29 protein-coding genes are annotated in these 25,075 nt (G+C 72.4%); 13 read left to right on the top strand and 16 right to left on the bottom strand.

What is annotated here, in order from left to right; all coding sequences use genetic code 11:
* Window positions 1-18 precede the first annotated feature (18 nt).
* From HD593_RS27570 to HD593_RS27590, 5 genes are all read left to right on the top strand, one after another.
* The gene (locus HD593_RS27570) at window positions 19-405 is read left to right on the top strand and encodes a VOC family protein (protein WP_185104966.1); all 387 of its coding nucleotides are present in this window, start codon (window positions 19-21) and stop codon (window positions 403-405) included.
* A 192-nt stretch (window positions 406-597) separates the two neighbouring features.
* Window positions 598-783, top strand: coding sequence for a DUF4236 domain-containing protein (locus HD593_RS27575; protein WP_185104967.1), 186 nt, complete (start codon window positions 598-600; stop codon window positions 781-783).
* Between the two features lie 157 nt (window positions 784-940).
* Window positions 941-1,900: a CE1 family esterase gene (locus tag HD593_RS27580; RefSeq protein ID WP_185104968.1), complete on the top strand. Its 960-nt coding sequence runs from the start codon at window positions 941-943 to the stop codon at window positions 1,898-1,900.
* 22 nt (window positions 1,901-1,922) lie between these two features.
* Window positions 1,923-3,476 carry a hypothetical protein gene (locus HD593_RS27585; protein WP_185104969.1) on the top strand — a complete coding sequence of 518 codons (1,554 nt, stop codon included), beginning with the start codon at window positions 1,923-1,925 and terminating at the stop codon, window positions 3,474-3,476.
* Window positions 3,477-3,494: 18 nt separating this feature from the next.
* Window positions 3,495-4,826 (top strand): serine hydrolase domain-containing protein, encoded by a 1,332-nt coding sequence (locus tag HD593_RS27590; protein ID WP_185104970.1) that lies wholly within the window; start codon window positions 3,495-3,497, stop codon window positions 4,824-4,826.
* A gap of 28 nt (window positions 4,827-4,854) precedes the next feature.
* On the opposite strand, the gene HD593_RS27595 is transcribed toward HD593_RS27590, so the two are convergent.
* Window positions 4,855-5,817 carry a golvesin C-terminal-like domain-containing protein gene (locus HD593_RS27595; RefSeq protein WP_312903758.1) on the bottom strand — a complete coding sequence of 321 codons (963 nt, stop codon included), beginning with the start codon at window positions 5,815-5,817 and terminating at the stop codon, window positions 4,855-4,857.
* Window positions 5,818-5,941: 124 nt separating this feature from the next.
* Window positions 5,942-6,814: a LysR family transcriptional regulator gene (locus HD593_RS27600; protein ID WP_185104971.1), complete on the bottom strand. Its 873-nt coding sequence runs from the start codon at window positions 6,812-6,814 to the stop codon at window positions 5,942-5,944.
* Window positions 6,815-6,884: 70 nt separating this feature from the next.
* On the opposite strand from HD593_RS27600, the gene HD593_RS27605 reads away from it, so the two are divergent.
* Window positions 6,885-7,592: a CTP synthase C-terminal region-related (seleno)protein gene (locus tag HD593_RS27605; RefSeq protein ID WP_185104972.1), complete on the top strand. Its 708-nt coding sequence runs from the start codon at window positions 6,885-6,887 to the stop codon at window positions 7,590-7,592.
* Between the two features lie 25 nt (window positions 7,593-7,617).
* Here HD593_RS27605 and HD593_RS27610 read toward each other — a convergent pair whose 3' ends face one another.
* From HD593_RS27610 to HD593_RS27620, 3 genes are all read right to left on the bottom strand, one after another.
* Window positions 7,618-8,109 (bottom strand): hypothetical protein, encoded by a 492-nt coding sequence (locus tag HD593_RS27610; RefSeq protein ID WP_185104973.1) that lies wholly within the window; start codon window positions 8,107-8,109, stop codon window positions 7,618-7,620.
* Entirely contained in the window at window positions 8,106-8,627 is a 522-nt protein-coding gene (locus HD593_RS27615; RefSeq protein WP_185104974.1) for an RNA polymerase sigma factor, read from the bottom strand. Before HD593_RS27615 ends, HD593_RS27610 begins: the two co-directional genes overlap by 4 nt.
* Before the next feature lie 84 nt (window positions 8,628-8,711).
* Complete coding sequence (locus tag HD593_RS27620) at window positions 8,712-9,137, bottom strand: SRPBCC family protein (protein ID WP_221526838.1); 426 nt, start codon at window positions 9,135-9,137, stop codon at window positions 8,712-8,714.
* 144 nt (window positions 9,138-9,281) lie between these two features.
* Between HD593_RS27620 and HD593_RS61850 the strand changes: the two genes are divergently transcribed.
* Window positions 9,282-9,431: a YciI family protein gene (locus tag HD593_RS61850; protein ID WP_312903760.1), complete on the top strand. Its 150-nt coding sequence runs from the start codon at window positions 9,282-9,284 to the stop codon at window positions 9,429-9,431.
* A gap of 28 nt (window positions 9,432-9,459) precedes the next feature.
* Complete coding sequence (locus tag HD593_RS27630) at window positions 9,460-10,458, top strand: RNA polymerase sigma factor (protein ID WP_185104976.1); 999 nt, start codon at window positions 9,460-9,462, stop codon at window positions 10,456-10,458.
* Between the two features lie 18 nt (window positions 10,459-10,476).
* Here the strand turns inward: HD593_RS27630 and HD593_RS27635 are convergent, their stop codons facing one another.
* The 3 genes from HD593_RS27635 to HD593_RS27645 form a co-directional block, all read right to left on the bottom strand.
* Window positions 10,477-11,463: an aldo/keto reductase gene (locus HD593_RS27635; RefSeq protein ID WP_185104977.1), complete on the bottom strand. Its 987-nt coding sequence runs from the start codon at window positions 11,461-11,463 to the stop codon at window positions 10,477-10,479.
* A 79-nt stretch (window positions 11,464-11,542) separates the two neighbouring features.
* Window positions 11,543-12,499 (bottom strand): ArsR/SmtB family transcription factor, encoded by a 957-nt coding sequence (locus HD593_RS27640; RefSeq protein WP_185104978.1) that lies wholly within the window; start codon window positions 12,497-12,499, stop codon window positions 11,543-11,545.
* A 34-nt stretch (window positions 12,500-12,533) separates the two neighbouring features.
* The gene (locus HD593_RS27645; RefSeq protein ID WP_185104979.1) at window positions 12,534-12,746 is read right to left on the bottom strand and encodes a hypothetical protein; all 213 of its coding nucleotides are present in this window, start codon (window positions 12,744-12,746) and stop codon (window positions 12,534-12,536) included.
* Between the two features lie 164 nt (window positions 12,747-12,910).
* On the opposite strand from HD593_RS27645, the gene HD593_RS27650 reads away from it, so the two are divergent.
* Complete coding sequence (locus tag HD593_RS27650) at window positions 12,911-13,270, top strand: hypothetical protein (RefSeq protein WP_246549836.1); 360 nt, start codon at window positions 12,911-12,913, stop codon at window positions 13,268-13,270.
* A gap of 26 nt (window positions 13,271-13,296) precedes the next feature.
* Entirely contained in the window at window positions 13,297-13,446 is a 150-nt protein-coding gene (locus tag HD593_RS61855) for a helix-turn-helix domain-containing protein (RefSeq protein ID WP_246548702.1), read from the top strand.
* A 142-nt stretch (window positions 13,447-13,588) separates the two neighbouring features.
* Here the strand turns inward: HD593_RS61855 and HD593_RS27655 are convergent, their stop codons facing one another.
* Both HD593_RS27655 and HD593_RS27660 read right to left on the bottom strand, forming a co-directional pair.
* Window positions 13,589-14,569 carry an RNA polymerase subunit sigma-70 gene (locus HD593_RS27655; RefSeq protein WP_185104980.1) on the bottom strand — a complete coding sequence of 327 codons (981 nt, stop codon included), beginning with the start codon at window positions 14,567-14,569 and terminating at the stop codon, window positions 13,589-13,591.
* Window positions 14,570-14,709: 140 nt separating this feature from the next.
* A complete protein-coding gene (locus HD593_RS27660) occupies window positions 14,710-15,702 on the bottom strand; it encodes a zinc-binding dehydrogenase (protein ID WP_185104981.1) in 993 nt (330 codons plus the stop codon).
* 457 nt (window positions 15,703-16,159) lie between these two features.
* Here HD593_RS27660 and HD593_RS27665 point away from each other — a divergent pair, with 457 nt between their 5' ends.
* Together HD593_RS27665 and HD593_RS27670 are read left to right on the top strand one after the other, a co-directional pair.
* On the top strand, window positions 16,160-17,335 hold the full coding sequence (locus HD593_RS27665; protein ID WP_185104982.1) for an MFS transporter: 1,176 nt from the start codon (window positions 16,160-16,162) through the stop codon (window positions 17,333-17,335).
* Window positions 17,336-17,543: 208 nt separating this feature from the next.
* The gene (locus HD593_RS27670; protein WP_185104983.1) at window positions 17,544-17,714 is read left to right on the top strand and encodes a hypothetical protein; all 171 of its coding nucleotides are present in this window, start codon (window positions 17,544-17,546) and stop codon (window positions 17,712-17,714) included.
* On the opposite strand, the gene HD593_RS27675 is transcribed toward HD593_RS27670, so the two are convergent.
* Both HD593_RS27675 and HD593_RS27680 read right to left on the bottom strand, forming a co-directional pair.
* Window positions 17,711-18,445: an alpha/beta hydrolase gene (locus HD593_RS27675; protein ID WP_185104984.1), complete on the bottom strand. Its 735-nt coding sequence runs from the start codon at window positions 18,443-18,445 to the stop codon at window positions 17,711-17,713. The genes HD593_RS27670 and HD593_RS27675 overlap by 4 nt on opposite strands.
* 249 nt (window positions 18,446-18,694) lie before the next feature.
* Window positions 18,695-20,155, bottom strand: a complete 1,461-nt coding sequence (locus HD593_RS27680) for a serine protein kinase RIO (RefSeq protein ID WP_246546747.1) — start codon at window positions 20,153-20,155, stop codon at window positions 18,695-18,697.
* A 293-nt stretch (window positions 20,156-20,448) separates the two neighbouring features.
* Here HD593_RS27680 and HD593_RS27685 point away from each other — a divergent pair, with 293 nt between their 5' ends.
* Window positions 20,449-21,651, top strand: coding sequence for a serine hydrolase domain-containing protein (locus HD593_RS27685; RefSeq protein WP_185104985.1), 1,203 nt, complete (start codon window positions 20,449-20,451; stop codon window positions 21,649-21,651).
* A gap of 28 nt (window positions 21,652-21,679) precedes the next feature.
* Here the strand turns inward: HD593_RS27685 and HD593_RS27690 are convergent, their stop codons facing one another.
* The 4 genes from HD593_RS27690 to HD593_RS27705 form a co-directional block, all read right to left on the bottom strand.
* A complete protein-coding gene (locus HD593_RS27690) occupies window positions 21,680-22,210 on the bottom strand; it encodes a hypothetical protein (RefSeq protein WP_221524996.1) in 531 nt (176 codons plus the stop codon).
* Window positions 22,211-22,270: 60 nt separating this feature from the next.
* Window positions 22,271-23,254: a BtrH N-terminal domain-containing protein gene (locus tag HD593_RS27695; RefSeq protein ID WP_185104986.1), complete on the bottom strand. Its 984-nt coding sequence runs from the start codon at window positions 23,252-23,254 to the stop codon at window positions 22,271-22,273.
* 63 nt (window positions 23,255-23,317) lie between these two features.
* The gene (locus HD593_RS27700; protein ID WP_185104987.1) at window positions 23,318-24,415 is read right to left on the bottom strand and encodes a sensor histidine kinase; all 1,098 of its coding nucleotides are present in this window, start codon (window positions 24,413-24,415) and stop codon (window positions 23,318-23,320) included.
* Complete coding sequence (locus tag HD593_RS27705; protein WP_185104988.1) at window positions 24,412-25,074, bottom strand: response regulator transcription factor; 663 nt, start codon at window positions 25,072-25,074, stop codon at window positions 24,412-24,414. The genes HD593_RS27700 and HD593_RS27705 overlap by 4 nt, the downstream gene beginning before the upstream one ends.
* Between the last annotated feature and the right edge of the window lies 1 nt (window position 25,075).

Below are 25,075 nucleotides of genomic sequence, written 5' to 3' on the forward strand. Positions count from 1 at the left end.
GTTCGCTAGCGTGAAGGCATGAGGTTCAGGCATCTGGGGCTTCCGGTACGGGATCGGGAGCTGTCGCGCGCCTTCTACGAGAAGTACTTCGGCTTCGCCGAAGGGGTGGCCACGGAGTACCCGGACGGGACGCTGATCATCCGGAGCGCCGACGGGTTCGACCTGGCACTCCACCCCGATCCGGAGCACGGGCAGGTGCCGGAGTTCCTGCACTTCGGGTTCGCCCGCGACAGCCGGGGCGAGGTCGGGGAGCTGCTGGAGCGGGTGCGGGGCGACGGGGTCGAGATCGTGGAGGAGTGGGACGAGCCGGGGCTGGCCAGCTTCAAGTGTCTCGATCCGGACGGCTATCGGGTCGAGGTGTACTGGGAACCTCCGCAGGAAGGGCCGCCGCCGGCGGGGAGCTGAGGGGCGCTTCCGTCCTGACGGTGTTCGGTGATGGAGGCGTCGCGTCCCTGGGACCCGGTCTGGTACATCGACGTCTGCTGACGTCGTCACCGCACGGCGGCACGGCCGTTACGGCGGCTTTAATCAACCCGATATATCGCGCCATGTTCGGGTAGTCGGGAGCTTTCCGCGACATTCAACGGAGGAAGCGATATGGGCTTGAGCTACCGGAAGTCGATCAAGATCGGTCCGTTCCGGCTGAACCTGTCCAACCGCGGCGTCGGCCACAGCTGGGGCAACCGGCTGTTCCGGGTGACGCGCGGCGCCGACGGCCGCCGTACGGTGTCGGTGAACCTTCCCGGCGGCTTCACCTGGCGCAAGACCCGCGCCCGCCGCTGAGGGCCGCCGCAAGAGCGGGGCGCGGGCCGCATCGGCCCGCGCCCCGCTCTTGCGGCACGGGGACTCGCGCACGGCCCCGCCGTCCAGCACACTGCCAGTAGGCACTGCCCGCGGGCGTTCCTGGCGGGCACGGGCGGCGGCGGGAGGCACGACGGCGATGCCCACACGTACGACCCTCCTGCTCGCCACCCTGCTGCTGGCCGTCCGCTGCGGCGGCGCGCCACCCCCGCCGCCGATCCCGCAGGACGCCGCCACGCAGGCAGGCTCCAGCGGCTGCCGCGCCACCGCGCGCCCCCTGGAGCCCGGCACCCACCGGCTGCGCTCCGGCGGGCTCGAACGCCGCTTCCTGCTGTCGCTGCCCGACGGCGACGGCCCCCACCCCGTCCTGCTCGACCTGCACGGCCTCGGCTCCAACGCCGCCCAGCAGTCCGCCTACGGCCGCCTGCCCGAGGAGGGCTCGCGCCGCGGCTACATCGTGGCCACCCCGCAGGCAGCCGAGGGCCGCATGGGCTGGACGCTGCCGCACACCACAGGACCCGACGACACCGCGTTCCTGACCGCCCTGCTCGGCCACCTGGAGCAGGGCCTGTGCGTCGACGAGCGGCGCGAGTTCGCCGCCGGCCTGTCCTACGGCGCCGCGATGGCCACCGCGCTCGTCTGCGCGCTGGACGGCCGCCTGAGCGGCGTGGCCGCCGTCGCCGGGCTCAACATCGTGCGCCCCTGCGAGCGGCGCCCGCCCCCGACCACCATCGTGGCCTTCCACGGCACCGCCGACCGCATCGTCCCCTACCGCGGCGGCCACCCCTTCCAGGACGCCACCGGCGAGCTGCGCACGCTCGCCGACCTGGTCGTACTCGACCCCGTCGAGCAGGCGGCGGCCGGCTGGGCGAACCTGCTCGGCTGCACCGGCCGCACCACCACCCCCCTGTCGGCGCGGATCCGGGTGCGTGACTGGAAATCCTGCCCGGACGGCACCACACTGCGCCTGTACACGATCGACGGAGGCGGGCACACCTGGCCCGGCCCCATCGAAGTGCCCCGGCTCGGTACCACCGCCCGCGAGCTGGACGCCACCCGGCTCATCCTCGACGCCTTCGACCGCGCCCCCTCCCGCTGACCCCCTGCACAAGGAGTCCGGCATGACCGACGACGTACGCGTCACCCTCGAAGCCGTCCCCCGCACCGGGCTGAGCGAGCAGCGGCTGCGCCAGGCCGTGGCCGAGCACCCCGAGGCGCTGGCCGCGCTGGAGGTCGCCGACCCCGGGCGGCTCACCGTCGCCTTCGCCCCCGGGCTGGGCCACGACCCGGGAGAGAACGCCCCGTTCCAGGCCACCGTGTTCGACCCGGTCGGCAACCGCGCCGTCGAGCTGCGCGGCACCCTCGACCGCCCCGAACGCGCCGAGCTGCGGCCCAGCGCCTTCCGCCCGCCGCCCAGCCGCGAGGAGCTCGTCGCCGCCGCGGCGATCCTGCGCGCCGACCCCCGCTTCCCCGCCGGGGACGACGTCGTCGTCTACCGGCCCATGCCGCCCCTGGCCGACGCAGAGAACCCCGACGGCACCACCGTGCGCCGCCCCACCCTCGGCCTGTACACGCCGGGCGAGCCCACCGGGCTGCGGCACCGCATCGTGGCCGTCGACCTGGCCGCCCGCTCGGTCGACTGGACGCCCGCCGGCATCAACGTGCGCATGCACCACGACTGCGAGGACGGCGTCCCGGTCGGCGTGGACGCGCTGGCCGACCGCGGCGGCCCCGACCAGGTCCGGGTACGCGTCCACCGCGGCGGCACCGAGCTGTGGAACCTGCTGGTGGCCCGCCCGCGCGCCTCGGCCCCCCGCAGCCCCGGCCTGGGCGGCGGCGTGGAGCTGCGCCAGGTCCGCTACCGCGGCCGGCTCGTGCTGCGGCAGGCGCACGTGCCCATCCTCAACGTCGAGTACGACGAGGGCACCACCTTCCGCGACGACGTCAACCTCGAGACCCGCTTCAGCGCCACCGGCAGCGACCCCGTCGGCTGGGGCTGGCGGCTGTGCACCCGCCCGCCCCGCACGATCCTGGAACGCCCGTCCACCGACGCCGGCAACTTCCAGGGCGTCGCCTTCCACCACGACGGCGAGCGGCTGCGCATCGTCAGCGAGCTGGAAGCCGGCTGGTACCGCTACGCCAGCGACTGGCGGCTGGCCGACGACGGCGAGATCCTGCCGCGCTTCGGGTTCGCCGCCACCCGCAACCCGATGACGTGCCTGGTGCACCGCCACCACTGTTACTGGCGGCTCGACTTCGACATCGAGGGCGCCGGCAACGACGTCGTCGAGCAGATCGACGACACCGGCTCCCTCATCCCCGAACCGGTCGCGATCATCCGCGAGACCTCCCGGCGCCGCCGCCCGCCCGCCCGCTACTGGCAGGTGCGCGACAAGGCCTCCGGCCGCGGCCTGCAGATCCATCCCGGCCCGTTCGACGGCACCGCCGACGCCTACGGCGTGTCCGACCTGTGGTTCCTGCGCCACCACCCGCGCGAGCTGGACGACGGCAACCCCGGCCCGCGCAACCGCGCCGCGATCAACCGCTTCCTCGACGGCGAGAACATCAACGGCGCCAACGTCGTCGTCTGGTACGCCGGCCACTACTTCCACGACCAGGCCCACCCCCAGCCCCACCAGGGCGAGCTCATCGGGCCGCGGCTGATCCCGATCTGAACGTTATTCTTGTCGCCCATGACGCAGGTGGGACATGAGGCGGCGCGCGCACTGCTGCGCAGGCTCGCCGTCGAGCAGGCCGAATGCAGGATCCCGTCGCTGGCGGCGGCGATCGTCCGCGACGGGCGGCTGGCGTGGTTCGCCGGGCGCGGCAGCGTGGACGGCGCCGCGCCGACGGCCGCCACGCAGTACCGCATCGGCTCGATCACCAAGAGCATGGTCGCGGTGGTGGTGATGCGGCTGCGCGACGAGGGCGCCCTCGACCTGACCGACCCGCTCGAACGGCACCTGCCGGACACCCGGCTGGGCCACCTGACCATCGCCCAGCTGCTGTCGCACACCGCCGGCCTGACCGCAGAACCGCCCACCGCCTGGTGGGAACGCACCCCCGGCATCCCCGCCGCCGACCTGCTGGAACGCCTCGGGCCCGGCGAGCTCAAGCACCGGCCAGGGCGGCGCTTCCACTACTCCAACGTCGGCTTCGCCGTCCTCGGCGAGCTGGTGGCCCGCCTGCGCGGCACCACCTGGCTCAAGGCGCTGCGCGCCGAGGTGCTCGACCCGCTCGGCATGAACGCCACCACCCCCCGCCCCCGCGCCCCGCACGCCACCGGCTACGCCGTGCACCCGTGGGCCGACGTGGTGCAGGCCGAGCCCGAGCACGACGCCGACGCCATGAGCCCGGCCGGGCAGCTGTGGTCCACCGCCCACGACCTGGCCCGCTGGGCGGCGTTCCTGGGCGGCGAGACCCGCGGCGTGCTCTGCCCCGGCACTCTCGCCGAGATGCGCGAGCCGATCGGCGTCGACGACGGCGACGCCTGGACCGGCGGCTTCGGCCTGGGGCTGCAACTGGCCAGGATCGGCGGGCGCCGCCTGGCCGGGCACACCGGCTCGATGCCCGGCTTCCTGGCCACCGTGTGGACCGACGCCGCCGACGGCGTCGGGGCGCTGTTCCTGGCCAACACCACCAGCGGCATGAGCGGCACCCTGCTGCCCGATCTGCTCGACCTGCTCGACCGGTACGAGCCGCGCCTGCCCGACGAGTGGCGGCCCGCCGCCGCCGACCCGGCCCTGCTCGCGCTGACCGGGCTGTGGCACTGGGGGCCCAAGGCGTACACGCTGCGGCTGCTGCCCGAGCGGGGGCTGTCGCTGGAGCCGGTCGGCGGGGCCGGGCGGGCCTCGCGGTTCGTGCCGCAGGACGACGGGACGTGGCTGGGGCTGGACGGCTACTACGCCGGGGAGACGCTGCGCGTGGCGGCCGACCATCTCGACCTCAACACCTTCATCTTCACCCGCACGCCCTACGACCCGGACGCGCCCGTGCCGGGCGGGGCAGGCGACTGGCACGCCTGAAAGCCCTGCCCGGCCGGGCCGCCGGGTCTCAGCCGAGCGGGATGACAGGCTCCGCCGAGCGGGTGGCGTAGGAGCAGCCCGTGGTGGGCAGGCTGCTCGCCGCCGGCGGCGTGACGCCGTCGTAGAGGGCCAGCAGGAAGTTCTGCGGGCAGCGGCGGGTGCTGCCGGTGCGGATGCCGAAGTGCAGGTGCGGGCCGGTCGAGTTGCCGGTGTTGCCGGTCAGCCCGATCTGCTGCCCGGCGCCGACCGACGCGCCGTTGGAGACCGACCACGAGGAGAAGTGGCAGTAGGTGTAGATGGCGCCGTCGGTCCCGGTCAGGTTGATGCCGCGGCCGCACAGGCTGTCGTCGATGACCGTCACCGTGCCGGCGCGCACCGCGTACGCGGGGGTGCCGGTGCCGACCGGGAGGTCGATCGCGGGGTAGTCGTGGTGGGGGTCGTCGTACTCGCTGCGCGGCAGTGCGGTGCGCGGCAGGGGCAGGGAGAAGGACGGGGTTCCGGTGGAGGTGGTGATCCGGACGGCGTCGGCGACGACGTAGCCGGGCTGGCTGGTCCAGCGGCTGACGCCGACGACGTTGTAGTCGCCCGCGGCCAGGGTGAACGTGCCGAGGCTGACCCAGCGGCCGCCGTTGGCGCGCTGGTCGACGAGGACGCTGCGGGTCCCGTCGGCGGTGGCGACCATGAACGGGGCGGCGCTGTTGTAGCCGGGGTCGGCCGGATACCAGATCTCGACGAGGTGGGGGCCGGCCGCGGGGATCGACGCCTTGAACCAGGCGACGTCGCTGGCGGTGGTGTCGGGGGTCGCGAACCGGTAGTCGGCGCCGTACCGTTGCGCGGACCAGGCCGAGGTGCCCCAGCCGGCACTGGCGATGAACTGCCCGGCGGTGGCGTTGTCGACCGTGATGGTCGCGGCCGCCGCGGGGGTGACGGGCCCGAGCAGGGCCAGGCAGGCCGCCACGACGGTGGCCGATAAGCGAGTGATGATTTTCACGAGCTGTTCCCTCCGGGGGGTTGAGGGGAAGCAGAGGTGAAAGTAGTCAACCAACGCGACGGCGCGAATGAAAGATATCTACATAGATCAGTCTTTTATGTAACGCTCCAGGCTTTTCCTGCGGTCAGCCGGTGAGGGCGGCGGCCAGGTCGGCGGCCGCGCCCGGGGGCAGGGCGGCGTGCAGCAGCTCCACCCGGTGCACCAGCCGGGGCGCCGCCACCGGCACCGCGTGCACCCCGCCGCCGGCGGGCACGGCCGAGGCGGGCAGGAGGGTCAGGCCGTGGCCGGCCGCCGCCAGGGTGAGGACGGTGTGCACGTCGTCCCCCTCGTACTCCAGGCCCGCCGCGAACCCGTCGCCCACCAGGTCCCGCAGCCGGGCCAGCGGGCACAGCGGGGTCTGCAGCCAGCGGGCGTCGACCAGGTCCGCCAGCCGCAGCGACGCCCGCCCCGCCAGGGGATGGCCGGGCGGCAGCACCACGACCAGGCTCTCCTCCGTCACGCCCGCCGTCGTCATGGGGCCGGCGTCGGGCAGCCGCAGCGGGTCGCTCGGGGCGGCGATCCCGCCGGCCAGGCCCAGGTCGGCGTGGCCCTCGGCGACCAGGGCCGCCAGCCGGTCGGGCCGGCAGGTGCGCAGGGCCACCTCCAGGCGCGGCAGGCGGGCGCCGGCCCCGGCCAGGCGGGCGGCCACGGCCGGGTTGACGGCCAGCGGGGTGGCGGCCAGGCGCAGCAGGTGGCGGGGCTCGGCAGCGGTGCGCAGCACGTCGGCGCGGGCGGCGCGCAGGCGCAGCAGCAGCGGCTCGGCGTGCTCCAGCAGCCGCCGCCCCGCCGCGGTGGGCTCGACCGGGCGGCGGCGCAGCAGCGGCAGCCCCAGGTCGGCCTCGAGGGCGGCGATCTGCTGGGAGATCGCCGACTGGGTGTAGCCGAGCTCGGCGGCCGCGGCGGAGAACGAGCCGTGCCGGGCGACGGTCACGAACGTGGTCAGCAGGTGCGGGTCCATCAGCGTTGCTTATCTGGTGAGCAGGAATCATCGTTGGCGCTTAACGGGGGGCGCCGGTCACGATGGTGCCATGAGAATCGCTCTTGTGGGGGATCGCTCCCCCGGTGTCCGTTCCCACGCCCGGATCCCGCTGCTGATGGAGGCGCTGCGCGAGCGGGACGGGATCGTGCTGGACGCGTACTGGATGCCCACCGACGACGTGAGCGGGGTGGCCGGGTTCGACGGGATCTGGCTGGTGCCCGGCAGCCCGTACCGGGACGAGGCCGGCGCGGTGGAGGCCGTGCGGGTGGCGCGGGAGCGGGAGATCCCGTTCCTGGGCACGTGCGCGGGGTTCCAGCACATGCTGCTGGAGTTCGCCAGGAACGTGTGCGGGCTGCCCGTCGCGCACGCCGAGAACGAGCCCGGCGCGGACGGTCTCCTGCTGACGCCGCTGGCGTGCTCGCTGGCCGGGCACGAGGGGCGGGTGCGGCTGGTGGCCGGCACGCGGATCGAGCAGATCGTCGGGGCGCCGTCGACGATGGAGTCCTACGTCTGCTCCTACGGGTTCAACGAGGACTACAAGCAGACGCTGGCCGGGCACGGGATGGTGTTCTCCGGGCACGCCGACGACGGGACGGCGCGGGTGGCCGAGCTGCCCGGGCATCCGTTCTTCCTGGGCACGTTGTTCCAGCCCGAGTTGGCCGGGGACGGGCGGCGGCCGCATCCGGTGATCTCGGCGTTCGCCTCGGCCGTCGCCCGCCGCCACACGGGCCGCGACCTGCCCGCGCCCGTGGGCTGACCCTTGTGTGCCGGCCCTCTCGCCGTCACCGTTCCCGCTCGCCGCCCAGCTCGCGCAGCCGCCGCAGCAGCGCCGCCCGCCGGCCGTGGGCGCGGACGACCAGCGCCAGCGCCGCCGCGACGAACAACCCGCCGACCGCCAGAACCGGCCAGGGAACGGCGGCGCCGCGCTGGACGGCGGCCACGACCGCCAGGACGGTGGTGGCGGCGGAGGCGGCCAGGCCGATCCAGGCGGCGATCACCCGGTCCGTGGCGAACAGCGGCACCCGCCGCCGCACCAGCCAGCCCCCGTAACAGGCCCAGACCAGGCAGAACGCGGTGAACATCCCGAAGGCCACCTGCGTACGGCCGGGCAGCGGACCCGGCTCGCTCCACCACAGCGCCACCACGAACAACGCCCCCGCCACCCCGGCCACCAGCGCCGCCACCGCCCGCACCCGCCGGCCGATCCCCAGCGACGGCTCCAGCCGCTCGACCATCTCCCGCGCGGACAGGCGCGGCTCCTCGCGTTCGTTCATGACCGGTCTCCCTCCTCCAGATGCGCCCGCAGCAGCCGGCGGGCCCGGCTGAGCCGCGACTTGACCGTCCCGGCCGGGACCTGGCAGACCTGCGCGCAGTCCTCCACCGAAAGGTCCTCCAGGTAGTGCAGGACGAGCACCTCCCGCTCCAGGAGCGGCAGCCGCGCCAGGGCGCTGATCAGCCCGGCGCGATCCACCATGGCCTCCACCGGGTCCTCGGCGGTGGCCTCGCCGGCCGTGAGCGTCTCGGGCTCGCGGGCGTACTGGCCGCGCAGCCGGTCGGTGACCGAGCGGCGCGCGATGGTGAACAGCCAGGGCGCGAACCGTCCCGGCTCCCGCAGCCGCGGCAGGCCGCGCACCACCGCCAGCCAGATCTCCTGGCTCACGTCGTCGGCCCGCTCGGCGTCCAGCATGCGCCGCACGTACGTCCACACCGGCACCCGCCAGCGGGCCACCAGCTCGGCCAGTGCCGCCCGCTCGCCCAGCTGGGCGCGGACCACCAGCACCTCATCGGTCATCTCGTCCTCCCGTCACCCTGCACAGTCGGACGGCGGGCCGTTCAGGTTCACGGTCGGGGCAGGAAGCCCTCCAGGTTCGGGGATTCAGGCGGGCGCGACGAGTCTGGCGAGCCGGCGCAGGCAGAGGCGGACCAGCGCGGCCGCGAACGGCTGGGCCAGCGGCCACGCGGCCCTGCCCAGCGCGCCGAACGGCAGGTCCAGCTCCTCGGCCCAGATCACCCGGCTGCCGCCCCGCTGCGGCCGGACGCTGAACGCCCCGCGCCCGCGCACGAAGCGGCCGGTGTGCGTGACGCGCACCAGCACCGGCGGCTCCCAGTGGGTGATCGTCATCGTGTCGAGGATGCCGAACGGCCACACCCCCGTGTACGCCTCCAGCCCGTCCTCGCCCACCCGCCGGGCGTGGGTCAGGAGCATCCACTCCTGATGCCTGGGCCAGTCGGTCATCACCGCGAACACCTGCTCGGGCGGCGCGGGCACGTGCACGGCGGCGGCCGCGTACACGGGTTTCACCAGGAAGCTCCCCTCGTCAGGTCCCTCACCGACATTTTCGCCCGGGAACGGTCGGACCCGCTGGCTATCCTCGGCTCCCATGAAGTACCTGCTCATGATCGGGCTGGACGAATCCGACGTGCCCGACGAGATCGCCCGCCACGGGTGCGGCGGCTGGGGCGAGGAAATAAGGACCAGATCGGCGGGTTCAGCCTGATCGAGGCCGCCGACCTCGACGAGGCCGTCGCGATCGCCGCCGCCCACCCCGTGGCACGGTACGGATCGATCGAGGTCCGGCCCGTCCTGGAACCATGATCGACCTCGAGCCCGTCTTCCGCCGCGAATGCGCCGCGCCGCCACCGGTGAGGCCAAGCTGCGCGAGCTGGCCCGGCTGCCCGCCGGGGAGCCGGAGCCGGTGGACGGCTTTCCCGACGACCGGCTGCGGCTGATGTTCGCCTGCTGCCATCCGGCGCTGGCGCCGCAGGCACGGGTCGCCCTCACGCTGCGTACGCTGGCCGGGCTGAGCACCGCCGAGATCGGCCGGGCCTTCCTGGTGCCGGAGCAGACCATGTCGCAGCGTCTCGTCCGTGCCAAGCGCCGCATCCGCCAGGAGCGCATCCCGTTCGCCGTGCCGCCGCCGCACGAGCTGCCCGGACGCCTGCGTGCCGTGCTGGCCGTGCTGTACCTGCTGTTCAACCAGGGGTACGACGGCGGCGACGGGCTGCGGGCCGAGGCGATCCGCCTGGCCCGGCTGCTGGCGGCCATGCTGCCGGGCGAGCCGGAGACCGGCGGGCTGCTGGCGCTCATGCTGCTGCACGAGGCCCGCCACGCCGCCAGGACCGGCCCCGACGGCACGCTCGTCCCGCTGGAGGAGCAGGATCGGGCGCGCTGGGACCGCGCCGCGATCGACGAGGGCGTACGGGTGCTCGAACGGGCGCTGTCACGCAAGGCCGCAGGGCCGTACCAGGTGCAGGCCGCCATCGCCGCCTGCCACGCGACCGCCCCCGACGCGGCCGCCACCGACTGGCCGCAGATCGCCGCCCTGTACGACCGCCTGGCCCGCCTGCTGCCCACCCCCGTGGTGCAGCTGAACCGGGCGGTGGCCGTCGCCATGGCCCACGGCCCGCAGGCCGGGCTGCACCTGGTGGAGCGGCTGGCCGGGCACCAGGCGCTACGCGACTACCACCTGCTGCCCGCCACCCGCGCCGACCTGCTGCGCCGGCTCGGGCGCCGGCAGGAGGCGGCCGAGGCCTACCGGCAGGCGCTCGGCCTGACCCCGTCCGAGCCGGAGCGCCGCTACCTGACCCGCCGCCTGACGGAGGTCAACGGGCTCCACGGGTGACGGGACAGCGGCGGGGGCTCAGGGGGTCGGTTGCGATGCCCGCTCGTCGAGGAGCCCCGCTGCCGCCAGGTCGCCCCACAGCCCCTCCGGCACGTGCCTGGCGAACGCGGCCAGGTTGCGCCGTACCTCCTCGGCCGAACGCATGCCGACCACGACCCCCGCGACCGCCGGATGCCGCAGGGGGAAGGCCATCGCGGCCTCGGGCAGCGTCACGCCGTGGGCCTCGCAGACGTCGGCGATGCGGTGCACGCGTTCCAGCACCTCCCCGGAGGCGGGCCGGTACTCGAAGCGCGCGTCCGGGGCGGGGCGCGGCGCGGCCAGGACGCCGGAGTTGAAGACGGAGGCCGCCAGCACCGAGACGCCCCGTTCGGCACAGGCGGGCAGCAGGTCGTCGAGGGCCGAGTGCTGCAGCAGGGTGTAGTAGCCGGACAACATGACGGCGTCGACGTCGCTCTCCCGCACGAGCCGGGTGAGCAGGCCGGTGTCGTACATGCCCGCCCCGATGGCGCCGACCACGCCCTCGGCCCGCAGTTCCGCGAGCGCGGGGTAACCGTCGCGCAGGGCGGCCTCGAAGTGTTCCTCGGCGTCGTGCAGGAAGAGCACGTCGAAGCGGTCGACGCCCATGCGGGTGAGGGAGTCCTCGACGCTGCGCCGGATGCCGTCGCGGGAGAAGTCCCACACCCGGCGGTGGGTCGCCGGCACCTGGAAGAACTCGTCCGTCCGGCCCGCCGCCTCCTGTTCGACCAGCAGCCTGCCGACCTTGGTGGACAGCACGTACTGCTCGCGCGGCACCCGGCGCAGGAACTCGCCGATCAGGCGCTCGGAGTGCCCGATCCCGTAGTGCGGCGAGGTGTCGAAGTAGCGGATCCCGCCCTCCCAGGCCGCGGCCAGCGCCTCGGCCGCCACCTCGTCGGGCAGCGGCGTGAACAGCCCGCCCAGCGGGCCGCCGCCGAAGCCCAGTTCCGTGACCTCCACCGTGCTGTGCCCGAGCCGCTTGGTCTTCATCCCGCTCCTCGTCCGGTGATCGTGAGGTCTCCAGCTCACAACCTGGGGCGCGGACGGCCAAACGATTTAGCGCGGGGCTTCATGGTGGGCCGGAGAGGCGGTCGCCGAGTTCGGTGCGGCGGTACAGCACCTGCCGGCCGTCCCGGGCCCGGGTGACCAGGCCCGTGCCGTACAGGACCCGCAGGTGCTGGGAGACGGCGCTGGGAGTGACGCGCAGGCGGCGGGCGAGCTCGACCGTCGGCAGCGGCTCCGCCAGCAGGTGGAGCAGCCGGGCGCGGGGCGCGCCGAGCAGGGCGGTCAGCGCGGTCGCGTCCGGGGCCGGCGGCGGCGTCCACAGCGTGGCCACGGCGCGGCTGGGGTAGACGAGGCTCGGCGGTTCCTCCGCGCTGACCGGCGGGGCGGGCTTGTGGGCGAACACCGACGGCATCAGCAGCAGCCCCTGCCCGGCCGCGGCCACGTGGTGGTGGCCGATCATCTTGGAGATGTACAGCACCCCGTCCTGCCAGCGCAGGTTCGGGTGCATGTCGGCGAACAGCAGGCGGGCGCCGCCCAGGGCCAGCCGGCGCGCCCGGTAGGTCATGTCGGCTTCCAGCACCCGCCGCATCTGGGGCCAGACCGGCTCGACGGCCAGCTTCCAGTAGCGGCGCAGCAGCTCGCAGGCCGCGTCGCGGAACGCGGCGGCGGCCTCGTCGTCGGCGGGGATCGGCCCGGAGACGAGCGCGGCCGGCAGGTCGCGGCGGACCAGCTGCGGGGCCGCCTGCCGGACGAGGGACAGCTCTTCGTCGAACGCCGGCGCGAACGTCGCCGGCCTGGGGGTCAGGAAGTCCGGCAGGGCGAGCTTCTCGCCCACCAGGGACACCAGCAGCTCCGCCTCGGCCGCGCCAAGTTTCGCGAGCACCTCCCTGCGCCACGGCAGGTGTGCCGCGTGCAGCCCCGGCTCACGCAGGATCCGCAGGCTGAAGACCGTCTCGGACAGGGGTGAGATCGCGAACCGGGTGTCGGCGAGGTCCTCGACGCCGAGCTCATAGCTGATCATTAAGCTGCAGGCTACATCAATTGGCGGTGCCCGCTCACCAGCGGCTGGCGAGATCGAGACCGGGTACCTCGTCGGCGACGATCCTGGTGGAGAAGTGGGACGAGCCGCGGCGGCGCGCCTGGAGGCGGTCGAGCGCGGCCTGATCACGTCCCTGGGTCAGGTCCAGCATGGCCAGCGCCCACGTCGCGAGCAGGCCCACGGCCCGGCCGCTGTGCGTGAGCGCGAACCTGACGCCGTCCTCGGCCACGGCGCGGCATCGGGCGGCCAGGGAGGTGGACAGGTCAAGGGCCTGGTCGAGGCGCCCGGCGACGAAGACGGGGTGGGCGGTGGTCAGCTGTTCCTCGATGCTGGACGGCGACGCCTGCCGGAGGTAGTCACGAGGCCGCGGTACGGCTCGGCCTGCCGGAACGGGTGCTGGAGCCGCTGGCGCTCTTCCAGCGGTGGACGGAGCTGTCGGGCGCGGCCTGGGCGGGCGCCCTGGCCGCACGCTGCCACGCGCTGATCCACGACTCCGAAGAGCGCTTCACCCGGGCACTGGACCTGCACAAGCTGGCGGAGCAGCCGTACGAGCAGGCCAGAACGCACCTGGCCTACGGCGAGTGGCTACGCCGCCGTCGCCGCAAGGCCGAAGCGCGCCCGCACCTGCGCCACGCCCAGGAGGCCTTCGAACGCCTGGGCGGCAGGCCCTGGGCAGATCGGGCGGCCGCCGAGCTGAGCGCCGCCGGCGAGGCGGCGCTCACCCGCCGCCGCGCCGCCCCGGCGCCCGGCTGACCGCCCAGGAACTACAGGTTCTGCGGCTGGCCGCGACCGGAGCCACCAACCGCGACATCGCCGCCCACCTGATCCTCAGCCCGCGCACCGTCGGGCAGCACCTCTACAAGGCCTTCCCCAAGCTGGGCGTCTCCTCCCGGACGGAGCTGGCCCGGCTGGATCTCGACCAGCTCTAACCTTGCGCAGGGCCACGCGCCACCTCCGGGCATGCCAAGATCGGCTAAGCCCCCGCCCATCCCTCCAGCAAGATCGTGCCGGTGTGCCCGCCGGCTTCATGAGTTCGAGCGGGCCGGCGCTCCGGCTGCCCCTGCCGGCGGATCAGTGCGCGTGCACGTCCGGGAAGCCGAACGTCGCGACCAGCGCGGGATCGTGAAACTTGATCACGCGGGAGACGCCGGTGGCGGTGGGGGCCAGCACCACGGCGCCGTCGGCTCGGAGCGCGCCGTCCGCATCCCGGTGGTACACGACGGCGGCGGGCTGGCCGTTGGCTGTGGTGGCGATCATCCGCCAATCGCCCGGCGTGCCCAGCACGTACGCGTCGAGCATGTGGATGCACCTCGCCCTGCCCGCCTGCCATTCGCGGAACGGCGTCGCCTCCAGCGTGGCGTCCGCGCGCAGTACTCGTTCCAGCAGGCCGGCATCAGAGCGCTCGAACGCTGCGATGTAGCCGTCGAGCAGCGCGCGTGCCCGTTGGTCGGTCGGTTCGAGCAGGTTCTCTGGCTTCGGCTCCAATTCGTCCAGCCGGGCTCGGGCGCGCTGCAGACCGCTCTTGACCGCTGCCGTGGTGGTGTCCAGGATCTCCGCGGTCTCGGCCGTCGAGAACTCCAGCACCTCGCGCAGGATGAGGATCGCACGCTGGCGGGCGGGCAGGTGCTGCAGGCCGGCGATGAGCGCCAGCCGCAGCGACTCGCGTTCGACCACCACCGCAGCCGGATCGTCGGCGGGCGGGGCGATCCACGCGTCCGGCAGCGGCTCCAGCCACGAGACCTCGCCCGGCGCAACGGGACTCGGCGGGCCATCGGGGTGGTCGCACGGGCCTGCCAGACCTGAGGGCAGGACCCGGATCGGGCGCGGCTTCAACGCCGTCAGGCAGACGTTGGTGGCGATCTTGTAGAGCCAGGACCGCATCGACGCCCGGCCCTCGAATCCCGAGTAGGACCGCCACGCCCGCAGATAGCTCTCCTGTACCAGGTCCTCGGCGTCGTGCGCTGAGCCGACCATGCGGTAGCAGTGCGCCAGCAGCTCCCGGCGGAACCGCTCGGTCTCGGCGGTGAACCGGTCTCGATGATCAGATCTCATCGAGCTGCAGGATCATGTCGCGGAACGTGGCGTAGCGGGCCATCTGTGTAGCGGCCGGGTCCACGGTCGCGGTCATCTGTTCAACTCCTGTCATGGAAGCTCCGGTGCGCGCCGTCACCGGCTCGGTACCAGGGGGGTTCTCAGGGCAGCAGGGCGAGTTTGCCGACGGTGGCCCTGGCTTCGAGTTCCGTCAGCGCCTTCGGGCCGTCGGCCAGTTCGTATGCGGTCGGCAGAGTGGGGGCGAGCACGCCGGCCGCGATCAGCGCGGACAGCTCTCCCATCAGCTCGCCGAACATCTGCGGCGCGGCCTGGATCAGCACGCCGATATTGAGGCCGATGACGTGAACCTGGTGCTTGTACACCAGCTCCCAGTTGGTGATCGGGGCCTCTCCGCCTGCCACGCCGTAGACGATGACCCGGCCGGTGACCCGCTTGGCCGCGGCCAGGCTGGCGGCGAAGGTGGCGCCGCCGGCCGACTCCAGAACCACATCGACGCCGGACCCGCCGGTCAGCTCCGTCACCTCGGCGGCGAGGTCGCCGCCGAGAGAGTCCAGGACATGATCGGCTCCCAGAGCCAGCACTGTCTCGTGCTTGCCCGGCGAGGCGGTGGCGATCACCGTAGCACCGTAGTGCTTGGCCATCCTCACCGCAGCCTGGCCGGTCCCGCCCGCCGCGGCGTGAATCAGCACGACCTGCCCGGCGGTGATGCCGCCCAGAGGCTTGAGTGCGGCCAGCGCGGTGGGCCAGTTCACCACCAGACCCAGCGCCTGCTGCTCCGTCCAGCCCGCGGGCACCGGCATCGCCGCAGCCGCTGGCATGACCATGTACTCGGCGAAGGCGCCGGTTCCGACGCCGACGACGCGGGCCCCCGGTTGCGGGCTGGTCACCGCCTCGCCCACCGCGACGACCTCACCGGCGGCCTCGAAACCCGCCAGGTACGGTGGCCGCGGGCCGTCCAGGAACGTGCCGCGGGCCTTGGAGACGTCGGCGAAGTTGACCCCGGCGGCGGTGACGCGGATCAGGACTTCGCCCTGGCCGGGGCTCGGCACCGGCGCGTCGATGATCAGGCGCATGTCGTGCGGTCCATTGAGGGACGTCTGCTGCAGCGCGCGCATGGTCGCGGGAATGGACATGGGCGATCAGCCTTTCCTGCTCGGTGTACATGAGAGATCGGCCCGTCGCCGCGCCTCCCACCATGTAGACCCCGGCCACCACAAGAAGGAATCGACGCTTTCGAACCGTCCAGCCCGGTCGCGCGGCCACGGGCAGATGAACCAGATGTTCCTGCCGCCCCTGCCCGGCGTCCTAAGGCACTCGTCGGCCTGGTGCGGTCGGCACCGACAAGCAGAACGGCCCGCGGCGGCACGACGCCCTCGACCTCTGGCTGAAGCACTACAACACCGCTGGACCAGACAGGGCCGGTTCAACTACCGCGGCGGCAAGGCCGCCATAGCCGGAGTTGGAGCAGGCGTGCTACGAGCGCTGACGATGCCCGAGTCAGGGCGACGGTTGCGTCCGAAACGTGCCAGTGCCTGCTACTTCATCACTGCTTGGCTGGGTGCCTGCACGCCACCTGCCTGAACGGGAATCATGTCCACCACCACCCTCGCCCGGCCCCGCTCGCCCTTCGTCAGCCGGCTCGCGGTCACCGCGCTCATGCTGGGTATCTTCGCCATCGTCACCAGCGAGATCCTGCCCATCGGCCTGCTGACCGCCATCGGCGGCGACTTCGGCATCTCCGACGGCATCACGGGGCTGACCATGACCCTGCCCGGCGTCGTCGCCGCGGTCGCCGCGCCTGCCGTCACCCTGACCACCGCCCGCCTGGACCGCCGCGCGATGTTGTGCGTCCTGATGGCGGTGCTCGCCGTGGCCGACGTGCTGGCCGCGGTGGCGACCTCCTACTGGGTCATGCTGATCTCCAGGGTGCTCGTCGGGCTCACCATCGGCGGTTTCTGGTCCATCGGGGCCGGGCTGGCCGGCCGCCTGGTGCCGCCGCACGCCGTCGGCACCGCCACCGCCGTGATCTTCTCCGCCGTGCCGCTGGGCTCCGTGCTCGGCGTGCCGGCAGGCACCCTCATCGGCGACCTCGCCGGGTGGCGGACCGCCTTCCTGGCCCTGGCCGTGCTGGCCGTCCTGGTCCTGGCCGCCCTGCTGGTGCTGCTGCCGCCGCTGCCCGCCCGCCAGGTCACCAGCCCTCGCGTCCTGCTCGGCCTGCTGCGCACTCGGGGAGCCGCCATCGCCCTGGCGGCCACCTTTCTCATCGTCCTGGCCCACTTCGGCACCTACACCTACGTCACCCCCTTCCTCCAGGACGTCACCGGCCTGCCTCCCGCGGCCGTCAGCGCCGTCCTGCTGGCGTACGGCGTCGCCGGAATCGCCGGGAACTTCCTGGCGGGCAAGGCCACCGCCACCCGCCTGCGAGCCGCTTTCGCGACCTGCGGCTGCCTGATCGCGGCCACCACCCTGCTGCTGCCCTCGGCAGGCGGCACGACCGCCGGAGCCGTGGTGTTGCTCGTGGTCTGGGGGCTGGCCTACGGAGGTGTGCCCGTCTGTTCGCAGGCGTCGTTCCTCGCCGCCGCCCCGCACGCCCCCGAGGCCGCGACGGTCGTCTTCACCTCCTCCTTCCAGGCGACCTTCGCGCTCGGCGCGTTCCTCGGCGGCCGCATCGTCGACGCCTTCTCGGTCTCCACCGTCATGATCTGCGGCGGGCTGGCCGCTCTGCTCATGGCGGTATCCCTTGGGTCACTCGCCAGACCCCGCTGAACCGGCGCCTTGCATCCGCACAGCCGACAGGAGCCACGGCCAAGCAGTTCAGACTGACTCGTGAGCACCCCCGACTGCCCGCTGCCGTTTTGCCGGCCTGGCCACGAGCCGTACCCCGAGGAGACCGCCGTGAGCGCCCACCATGACGGCTGTTTGCACTGGTCGAGCGCCCTAGCGTTCTTGCTCGTGCCTGTGGATTTCCTCTCTGATGAGCAAGGAGCCCGCCCCGACCGGCCGGTACCGGCCGGTCGGGGCGGTTGTGCATCTGCTGGCCACCGCTATCGAGGAGGTCCGGGGCTTGTCCTCGATGAGCGGCGTGCTGGCCGGCGCCGCCTACCCCCTGCTGCTGGCCTGGCGGCGGGCCCTGGCCTGCGGCTAGCGCAGATGCCGGGCGAAGAACCCGGCCGCATCCTCCCCTGCGAACTGCGGGACACCGGTGTGCCCGCCCATGTTGGCGTGCAGCGTTTTCTCCTTGGAGCCGAAGGCGTCGAACAGGTCCAGGGCCGCCTGCCTGTCGTTCCCTTCGTCATCCCACTGCAGCAGGACATGCAGCGGAATGGTGACCTGCCGGGCTTCCTCGAACATGGTGCGAGGCACGAAACTCCCGGCGAAGAGGCCGGCGGCCACGATGCGCGGCTCGACCACCGCAAGCCGGATGCCGATGGAGATCACTCCCCCCGAGTACCCGACCGGGCCGCCGATCTCGGGCAGCGACAGGAGGACGTCCAAGGCGGCCTGCCATTCCGGGACCGCCTTGTCGACCAGCGGGAGGACGAGGGCGTCGATGATCTCGTCGCTGACCGGCTCGCCGGCCTCCAAAGCCCGGCGCAGGTCGGCGCCGGCCTGCTCGGCGCCGGCCAGACGGGGCCGGTCACCGCTCCCGGGGAGCTCGATGGTCGCGGCGGCGAAGCCATGCGCCGCGGCCTGCCGGGCCCGCGCCACCAGCCGGGGGTACATCTTGCGCAGCCCGAGCGGGGGGTGGCCGAGCAGGATCAGCGGGACCGGTGCGGACGCGAATGAGGGCGTCCACAGGATGCCGGGGATCTCACCGAGGGTGAATTCGCGTTCGACGACGCCGTCGTCGAGGCGCTGTTCAGAAGTGAATCGCAAGGTCGTGCCTTTCGGGAGTGCGCTTGAACGGCGCTCCCGGACGACCTATCGCCCGACCGTGGCCCCAGAGGGGAGCACCCATGTCGATACTGCGTTCACGGGTACCACCTCCTCGTTCTCTGGCACGGCCTCCAGAAAGCTAGCAGTGGTCGCCATGGTCCGCCAACGGGTTTTCGCGAAGGCCGTGTAGTAAAGGCTTCGCTGTGTCGTGATCGCAGCGTGACGAGGTCGGAACACTGCGTAAGGCGATCAGAACACCATCGTGAGCAGGTCGGCGAACAGCTCCTGTTCGTCGATCTCGAGCCCGCGGTTCGTGAACCAGGTGGCCATGTTGTGGCAGTCGCGCATCAGGAAGTCCATGCCCTTCGGGTTGCCGACGATGTCGACGACCTGGGGCAGGTCGATCATCACGATCCTCTCGTCCTGCGCGAGGACGTTGTACGGCGAAAGGTCGCCGTGCGCCAGCCCCGCGCGGGCCAGTTCACGCATGCCGTCGCGGAGCTGCTCGAAATACACGCCGAGCAGCTCCTTCGACGGCCGGACCTGGGCGAGCCGGGGCGCGGCACCGCCCTCGCCGTCGTCGATGAACTCCATCAGCAACTCGGTGCCGTCCACCTGCACGGGATACGGCACCGGGACGCCGGCCTTCCACAATCGGTTGAGGGCGTCCCATTCGGCGTAGGCCCACTGACCGGCCGCGACGCTGCGGCCGTGCGAGGTCTTCTTCGCCATCGCCCGGCCGTCGCGGCTGTTGCGGGTACGGCGGCCTTCGACGTACGACGTGCTGCGGTGGAAGGACCGGTGCTCCTCGGTGCAGTACCGTTTCGCCGCCAGCAGCGAGGACTTCGCCGGGTTGTCGCCGATGGCTTCGACGGCCCGTTCGAGCAGGAAGACGTCGGCTTCCTTGCCGGTTTTGAGGATGCCGAGCTCGGTGTCGATCGCAGCCTGTTCCGTCACCACCCACGAGGGGCGGGGTTCCGGGCCGCGAGAACCGCGCTCGACGTCCAGCCAGGTGGACCACCGCTGATCGGGGCCCAGCTCCTCGTCGACCGCATGGAACTCGAAGACGAAGGCTGCGGCCGGGTCCGGCTGGAACTCGTCACGGGTGAATCCGGGCCGGGGGGAGCGGAGGTCGGGGTAGGTGTCAGAGGGTTCGTACTCGGAAGACAACGGGTGTGCTCCTGAACAAAGAGGTGGGACTGATGCGGACATGCCGCAGCGCAGTGATGGCCATCCGTCAGCCCTCCTTAGTCCAGGCAGCGCTCTCCGCCGCTCGATCGACCCAGCATGCCCCGCCCGTTTCGGACCCCGCAACGTATTTACCGCGCGGGGACCGTGCGTCTTCACCTCGCGCCGCCGGATCTGTCCCTGCTGATCGCCTCCCCGCACGCCGCCATCGAGGAGCGCATCGCCTCCTTCAGCGTCTCGATGAACACGGTGGCATGCAGCGGCTGCCGCAGGTTCTCGTAGCGGACGTCCCGGTTGTCCTCGTAAGCCGGTCGGCAGGTCCTCTTCGGGGTTGCGCCGGCGGCGGGCGCCGGCGACGAAGATGTCGCGGCGGCGCCGCGCGTCCTGCAACGACACGATCACGCACAGCTCGTTGGAAGCCCGCTCGACCTTCCGCTCCGCCCGAGTGTTGATCTTCGACACCAGGCCGCCGAACAGATCCGCCGCAAGCCCGAGCGCCTTGGCCCGCCGCAGCTTCCGCATCTCCTCCGGCAACGTCTCCAGGCCCGGCCAGCCTTGGGCACCTCGCCCGCGTGCCTCTGCCCCCGGGATTGCGTTCGCCGACACCTCATTGCAATTAGCTTCCCTTATTTTGCATTCGCTCACATTCTCATTGCAAATCAAATGGCCAAACCGCCTGAATAAGTGCCTGATTCGTGAGTTCTATGTTGCGGATTCTGTGAATGCAATATAGCTTTTTGTCCGTACTGAATGAGTACTATCGCGAGTGAGGCGATCGGTGTCGCGCTGGTGTCCATCGCCTGGAAGGAATCGACATGACCAGAGCTCTCCCCTCGATGACAGGGTTACTCATCACCGCCGTCGCGTTGACGCAGGCCCTGGCTTCGGTCTCCGCGGCGGACGCCTCAGCCCACACCCAGGTCCAGAAGGCGCTCGACCGGGCCGTGGCCGACGGCGGTGCGCCCGGCATGGTCGCCGAGGTCCGCGACCGTCGTGGGCGGTGGTTCGGCTCGGCAGGGGTGGCCGACACCCGGACCGGCCGCAAGCGTCAACCGCATGAGCGGTTCCGGATCGGCAGCGCCGCCAAGCCGTTCACGGCCACGGTGGTCCTGCAACTGGCGGCCGAAGGACGGCTGAGCCTCGACGACACCGTGCAGAAGTGGCTGCCCGGCCTGGTCAAGGGCAACGGCAACGACGGCGGCACGATCACCATCAGGCACCTGCTCAACCACACCAGCGGGATCTTCAACTACGGCAACGACAAGGAGGAGTTCGCCAAGCTCTCCGGCCCCGCGTGGCTCGAGCACCGCTACGACACCTACACGCCCGAGCAACTCGTGAAGATCGGCCTGCGCAATCCACGCTCCTTCGAGGCGCCGGGTGACGGCTTCGTGTACTCCAACACCGGCTACATCCTGGCCGGGATGATCGTCGAGAAGATCACCGGCAGGACGCTCGCCGGCGAGATCCAGCGGCGGATCGTCCGCCCCCTGGGCCTGACCGGGACGTACCTGCCGGGCAGGGAAACCAAGATCCGCGGCCCCCATCCCCGGCACTACTCGACGTTGTTCGCCACCGAAGCCGACGCCAAGGTCTACGACGTGACCGACCAGAGCGCCACCACCGGCTGGGCGGCCGGCGGCATGGTCTCCACGCTCGGCGACCTCCACCGGTTCACCGGCGCGCTGCTGCGCGGCAAGCTCCTCCCTCCCGCCCAGCAGCGGGAGATGTTCACCCTGGTCAAGACCGGGATCAGGACGCCGGACGGCACCTGGAGGGACACGTGGATCTCCGACACCATGTACGGAACCGGCGTCTTCTCGTGGGAGCTGTCGTGCGGTGTGAAGGTCTGGGGCATCGGCGGCGCCATCACCGGCGGGTTCTCCTTCGCCATGGGCAGCCGGGACGCCGAGCGTATGATCGCCACCAACGTGACCATCGACCGATATGGCCGGCACAACTCGCTCGACCTGTCCAAGACCGTGCTGGAGGCCGAGTTCTGCCCGTCCGGTTCATGACCTAGACGGGCTCGACAGGGACGCGGCGTCAAGCCGCGCCACAGCCCAGGGGATGCCGCACGAACTCCACAGGGGGCTCGCCGAGCTCGATGCTGTTCTCATCGAGAGCGTTGGCGACGTGGAAGCGACCCGTGTCGAAGACGAACTCCACAGCGATGGTGCCGCCCGCGATGTCATGAGGCTGCGAGGGATGCCACTCCAGCAGAGCGACCTCGCGGAGCTCCTGGCCGACGAACGGCTCGAGCCGTTCGTCGGCGCTGGACCACGCCGGGGTGAGCTCGTCATCCTCCTCCCAGCCGCTGATCGCCGCCGTCGTGTCGATGGTGTTCCAGCCGATCGACAGCTCATCGAACTTCCAGTGGCTCAGCTCCACCTGGACACCCTCGAAGTTCAGGACGACGGGGCACTCGGCATACCAGTCCCCGTCCTCGACGAACCGTACGAGCGCGAACCCCGTCAGGCGCCGGCCGCCAAGTGCGGCCAGGCTCGGTCCGTGTGCCTCGCGGACGGCTTCGAGTCCGACGAGAGAGGTCGGCTCGAAGCCGGAGATGCCCATCATGCTTGCCGATTGTCCAGTTCCTGGCACCGAGCTGTCGAGCCGATGACGGCGCCTCACCGGCTACAGCGCGCGCAGAGCCTGCATGGCGTCGTGCTCGATGCGCGACAGCTCGTGCAGAACGGCGCCGGCCTGCTCCAGGCAGGTCGCGTCACCGCTCTCCCCTGCCTTGGCGATCAGCGTGGACACCTCCGTCCACAGGGGGACGGCCTCGGCGTACAGCCGGTGGCCGGTGCGCAGGTGGTCGGAGTCGATCAGCCGGGCGCACTCGCCGAGGAAGTCGCGGTAGAAGGCCCGGAACAGGGCGCCGCCGGTGCCGGCCCGCTCCATGAGCATGGCCGCCTGCGGCAGGTCCCGCTCCGGCTCGGCGGTGCGGGCCAGCCAGCCGGGCACCTGCTTGCCGGCCTTGGCGATACCGCGGTGGCCCAGGTTCGCGATGGGGGCGGCCAGGAAGGACTCGGCGCACGCCCTGATGGCCGGGACGAGCCGGCCCTGCCAGGCGGGCAGGCGCGGCGGCAGGGTGAGGGTGAAGGACCGGTGCCTGGCGGTCATCGGGCCGCGCTCGGCCCGCGCCCTCGCCAGGCCGGTCAGGCTGGTACGCACGGCACCGCCCTGCTGATCGGTGTCCACCAGGAAGGCGTCATGCTCGTCGTAGCCGTACATGGCCACGACGTGACCGCCGAAGTGCACCTTGGACCGGAAGTAGTCCAGGTGGTAGGAGTCGAGCTGCAGGCCGACCGGCCGGCCCGCGTCGATGGTCGCGGCCACGTTCTCCCACGCCCTGCGCGGTGAGGTGGTCTCGGCGACCGTCAACGTCAGCCCCAGCCTGGCGGCCAGGTTCCTGGTGAGCTCGAACGGCTTGACGCGGCCGCCCAGGAAGGGGAACGGCATGCCCTTGCTGTCCCAGTAGACGAAGGACAGGCCGGAGCCGAGCCCGAACAGCATGGGCTCGGACAGTTCGAGACCCTCGTGCCGCAGCAGCACGTCCAGCGCCGTCGTCTCGCAGTGCTGCATGCCGCGGGCCTCGATGCCCTGCACGATGGTCATACGCCTGTCCTCCCTGTTTCCGGCAGTGCCATGATGGGGTCTCCCACAGGGGGAGAGTCCAGGTCAGGGTCCCTGCGCGAACAGCACGGTGATCGACAGCCCCCCTTCCGGGCGTGCGTCGGCGGTGAGGATGGCGCGGTGAGCGCGCGTAACGGCATGGACGATCGCGAGGCCGAGCCCGTAACCGTCGCCTCCGTGCCGGTCGGGCGACAGCTTCTGGAACGGTTGCAGGAGGCGCTGGATCTGGTCGCCGGGGATGACGGGCCCGCTGTTGGTGACCGTGAGGGCCGCCTGTGTGCCGTGGACGCGCGTGGTGATCTCGATGTGCCCGTTCGCGTGGTTGTGGCGGACGGCGTTGTCGATGAGGTTGGCGATCAGGCTCTCGATCAGTCTCGGGTCGCCGGACGTCACCGCGGGCGCGAGCTGTTCCGCGAGGTCCAGGCCGGCCTGCTTCGCCTGGTCGCGGCGGGTGGCGAGGACGTTCCCCGCGAGGTGGGCGAGGTCGAGGGGGTCCCAGCGGGTGACGCCGCGCTCGCTGGTGGCCAGGGTGAGCAGGGCCTGCACCAGCCGCTCCTGATGCCCGCCCAGTGCCAGGGCCTCCTCGCAGGCCGCGCGCAGAGTGCCGGTGTCGGCGTCGGGGTCGGCGAGGGCGACTTCGAGCAGGGTACGCAGGCCGGCCAGGGGGGTGCGCAGCTCGTGGGAGGCGTTGGCGACGAAGTGGCGCTGGGCGTCGAAGGAGGCCTGCAGCCGGGCGAACAGGTCGTCGAGGGTGTGGCCGAGCTCGGTCAGCTCGTCGGCGGGGCCGCCGAGGTCCAGGCGCCGGTGGAGGTTCCCGGCGGAGATGACCTTGGCGGTGGCGGTGATGGCGCGCAGCGGTCGCAGGAACCGTCCGGCGACGTACCAGCCGAGGGCCAGGGAGACGGGGACCAGGACGGTCAGGGCGACGGCGGACCCGATGAGGAGCTGGGGCAGGCTGATGCCGGGCCCTGCGCCGGTGACCGCGCCCGGTGCGGCGAGGCCCCTGGGGACGCTCGCGTCGATGCTGGCGAGCGGGACGTCGACCATGACGACCACCAGGACGCCGGCGGCGTAGATGCCCGCCGCGTAGGCGAGCGCGAGCCGCGTCCGCAGGGACCTCCTGACCGGCCGCCGCGAGGTCATGCCGGTCCGATGCGGTAGCCGCCCTCGCGGACGGTCTCGATCACGGGCGGGTCGCCGAGCTTGGCCCGCAACCGGTGCACGGTGTGCTTGACGGCGCTGCTGAACGGGTCGGCGGCCTCGTCCCAGACCCGTTCGAGCAGCTCCTCGGCGGAGACGACCACGCCGGGCACGGCCAGCAGGCATTCCAGCAGGGCGAACTCCCTGGGGCTCAGGTCGAGCCGCCGCCCGGCCCGCAGCACGACCCGGCGGGCCGGATCGAGGGTGAGGTCGCCGCACGCCAGGGTGGGCGGCAGCGGCGGGGCGGCGCGCCGGGCCAGGGCGCGCACGCGGGCGACCAGCTCGGCGAACGCGAACGGCTTGGGCAGGTAGTCGTCGGCGCCGAGGCCGAGCCCGTCCACGCGATCCTCGATCGTGCCGGAGGCGGTGAGCATCAGCACGCGGGTCTCGCAGCGGCCGTGGGCCAGCCGCCGGCAGATCTCGTCGCCGTGCACGCCGGGCAGGTCGCGGTCGAGGATCACCACGTCGTAGCGGGTGGCGGCCAGCCGTTCGACGGCCGCCGTACCGTCCAGGACGACGTCCACGGCCATGCCCTCGCGGCGCAGCCCGGTCCCGATGGAGCGGGCGAGGACCTCGAAGTCCTCGACGACGAGAACCCTCACC

It is taken from the genome of Nonomuraea rubra, from assembly GCF_014207985.1.
Taxonomy (GTDB): Bacteria; Actinomycetota; Actinomycetes; order Streptosporangiales; family Streptosporangiaceae; genus Nonomuraea; species Nonomuraea rubra.

Coding starts and splice junctions, on each gene's coding strand:
- HD593_RS27635 (WP_185104977.1), bottom strand. CDS start 11,463: ATGAAGACCAAGCGGCTCGGGCACAGCACGGTGGAGGTCACGGAACTG.
- HD593_RS27585 (WP_185104969.1), top strand. CDS start 1,923: ATGACCGACGACGTACGCGTCACCCTCGAAGCCGTCCCCCGCACCGGG.
- HD593_RS27665 (WP_185104982.1), top strand. CDS start 16,160: ATGTCCACCACCACCCTCGCCCGGCCCCGCTCGCCCTTCGTCAGCCGG.
- HD593_RS27655 (WP_185104980.1), bottom strand. CDS start 14,569: ATGAGATCTGATCATCGAGACCGGTTCACCGCCGAGACCGAGCGGTTC.
- HD593_RS27695 (WP_185104986.1), bottom strand. CDS start 23,254: ATGACCATCGTGCAGGGCATCGAGGCCCGCGGCATGCAGCACTGCGAG.
- HD593_RS27685 (WP_185104985.1), top strand. CDS start 20,449: ATGACCAGAGCTCTCCCCTCGATGACAGGGTTACTCATCACCGCCGTC.
- HD593_RS27700 (WP_185104987.1), bottom strand. CDS start 24,415: ATGACCTCGCGGCGGCCGGTCAGGAGGTCCCTGCGGACGCGGCTCGCG.
- HD593_RS27575 (WP_185104967.1), top strand. CDS start 598: ATGGGCTTGAGCTACCGGAAGTCGATCAAGATCGGTCCGTTCCGGCTG.
- HD593_RS27670 (WP_185104983.1), top strand. CDS start 17,544: ATGAGCAAGGAGCCCGCCCCGACCGGCCGGTACCGGCCGGTCGGGGCG.
- HD593_RS27640 (WP_185104978.1), bottom strand. CDS start 12,499: ATGATCAGCTATGAGCTCGGCGTCGAGGACCTCGCCGACACCCGGTTC.
- HD593_RS27590 (WP_185104970.1), top strand. CDS start 3,495: ATGACGCAGGTGGGACATGAGGCGGCGCGCGCACTGCTGCGCAGGCTC.
- HD593_RS27600 (WP_185104971.1), bottom strand. CDS start 6,814: ATGGACCCGCACCTGCTGACCACGTTCGTGACCGTCGCCCGGCACGGC.
- HD593_RS27570 (WP_185104966.1), top strand. CDS start 19: ATGAGGTTCAGGCATCTGGGGCTTCCGGTACGGGATCGGGAGCTGTCG.
- HD593_RS27690 (WP_221524996.1), bottom strand. CDS start 22,210: ATGATGGGCATCTCCGGCTTCGAGCCGACCTCTCTCGTCGGACTCGAA.
- HD593_RS27610 (WP_185104973.1), bottom strand. CDS start 8,109: ATGAACGAACGCGAGGAGCCGCGCCTGTCCGCGCGGGAGATGGTCGAG.
- HD593_RS27660 (WP_185104981.1), bottom strand. CDS start 15,702: ATGTCCATTCCCGCGACCATGCGCGCGCTGCAGCAGACGTCCCTCAAT.
- HD593_RS27680 (WP_246546747.1), bottom strand. CDS start 20,155: ATGCGGAAGCTGCGGCGGGCCAAGGCGCTCGGGCTTGCGGCGGATCTG.
- HD593_RS27615 (WP_185104974.1), bottom strand. CDS start 8,627: ATGACCGATGAGGTGCTGGTGGTCCGCGCCCAGCTGGGCGAGCGGGCG.
- HD593_RS27580 (WP_185104968.1), top strand. CDS start 941: ATGCCCACACGTACGACCCTCCTGCTCGCCACCCTGCTGCTGGCCGTC.
- HD593_RS27605 (WP_185104972.1), top strand. CDS start 6,885: ATGAGAATCGCTCTTGTGGGGGATCGCTCCCCCGGTGTCCGTTCCCAC.
- HD593_RS27630 (WP_185104976.1), top strand. CDS start 9,460: ATGCGCCGCGCCGCCACCGGTGAGGCCAAGCTGCGCGAGCTGGCCCGG.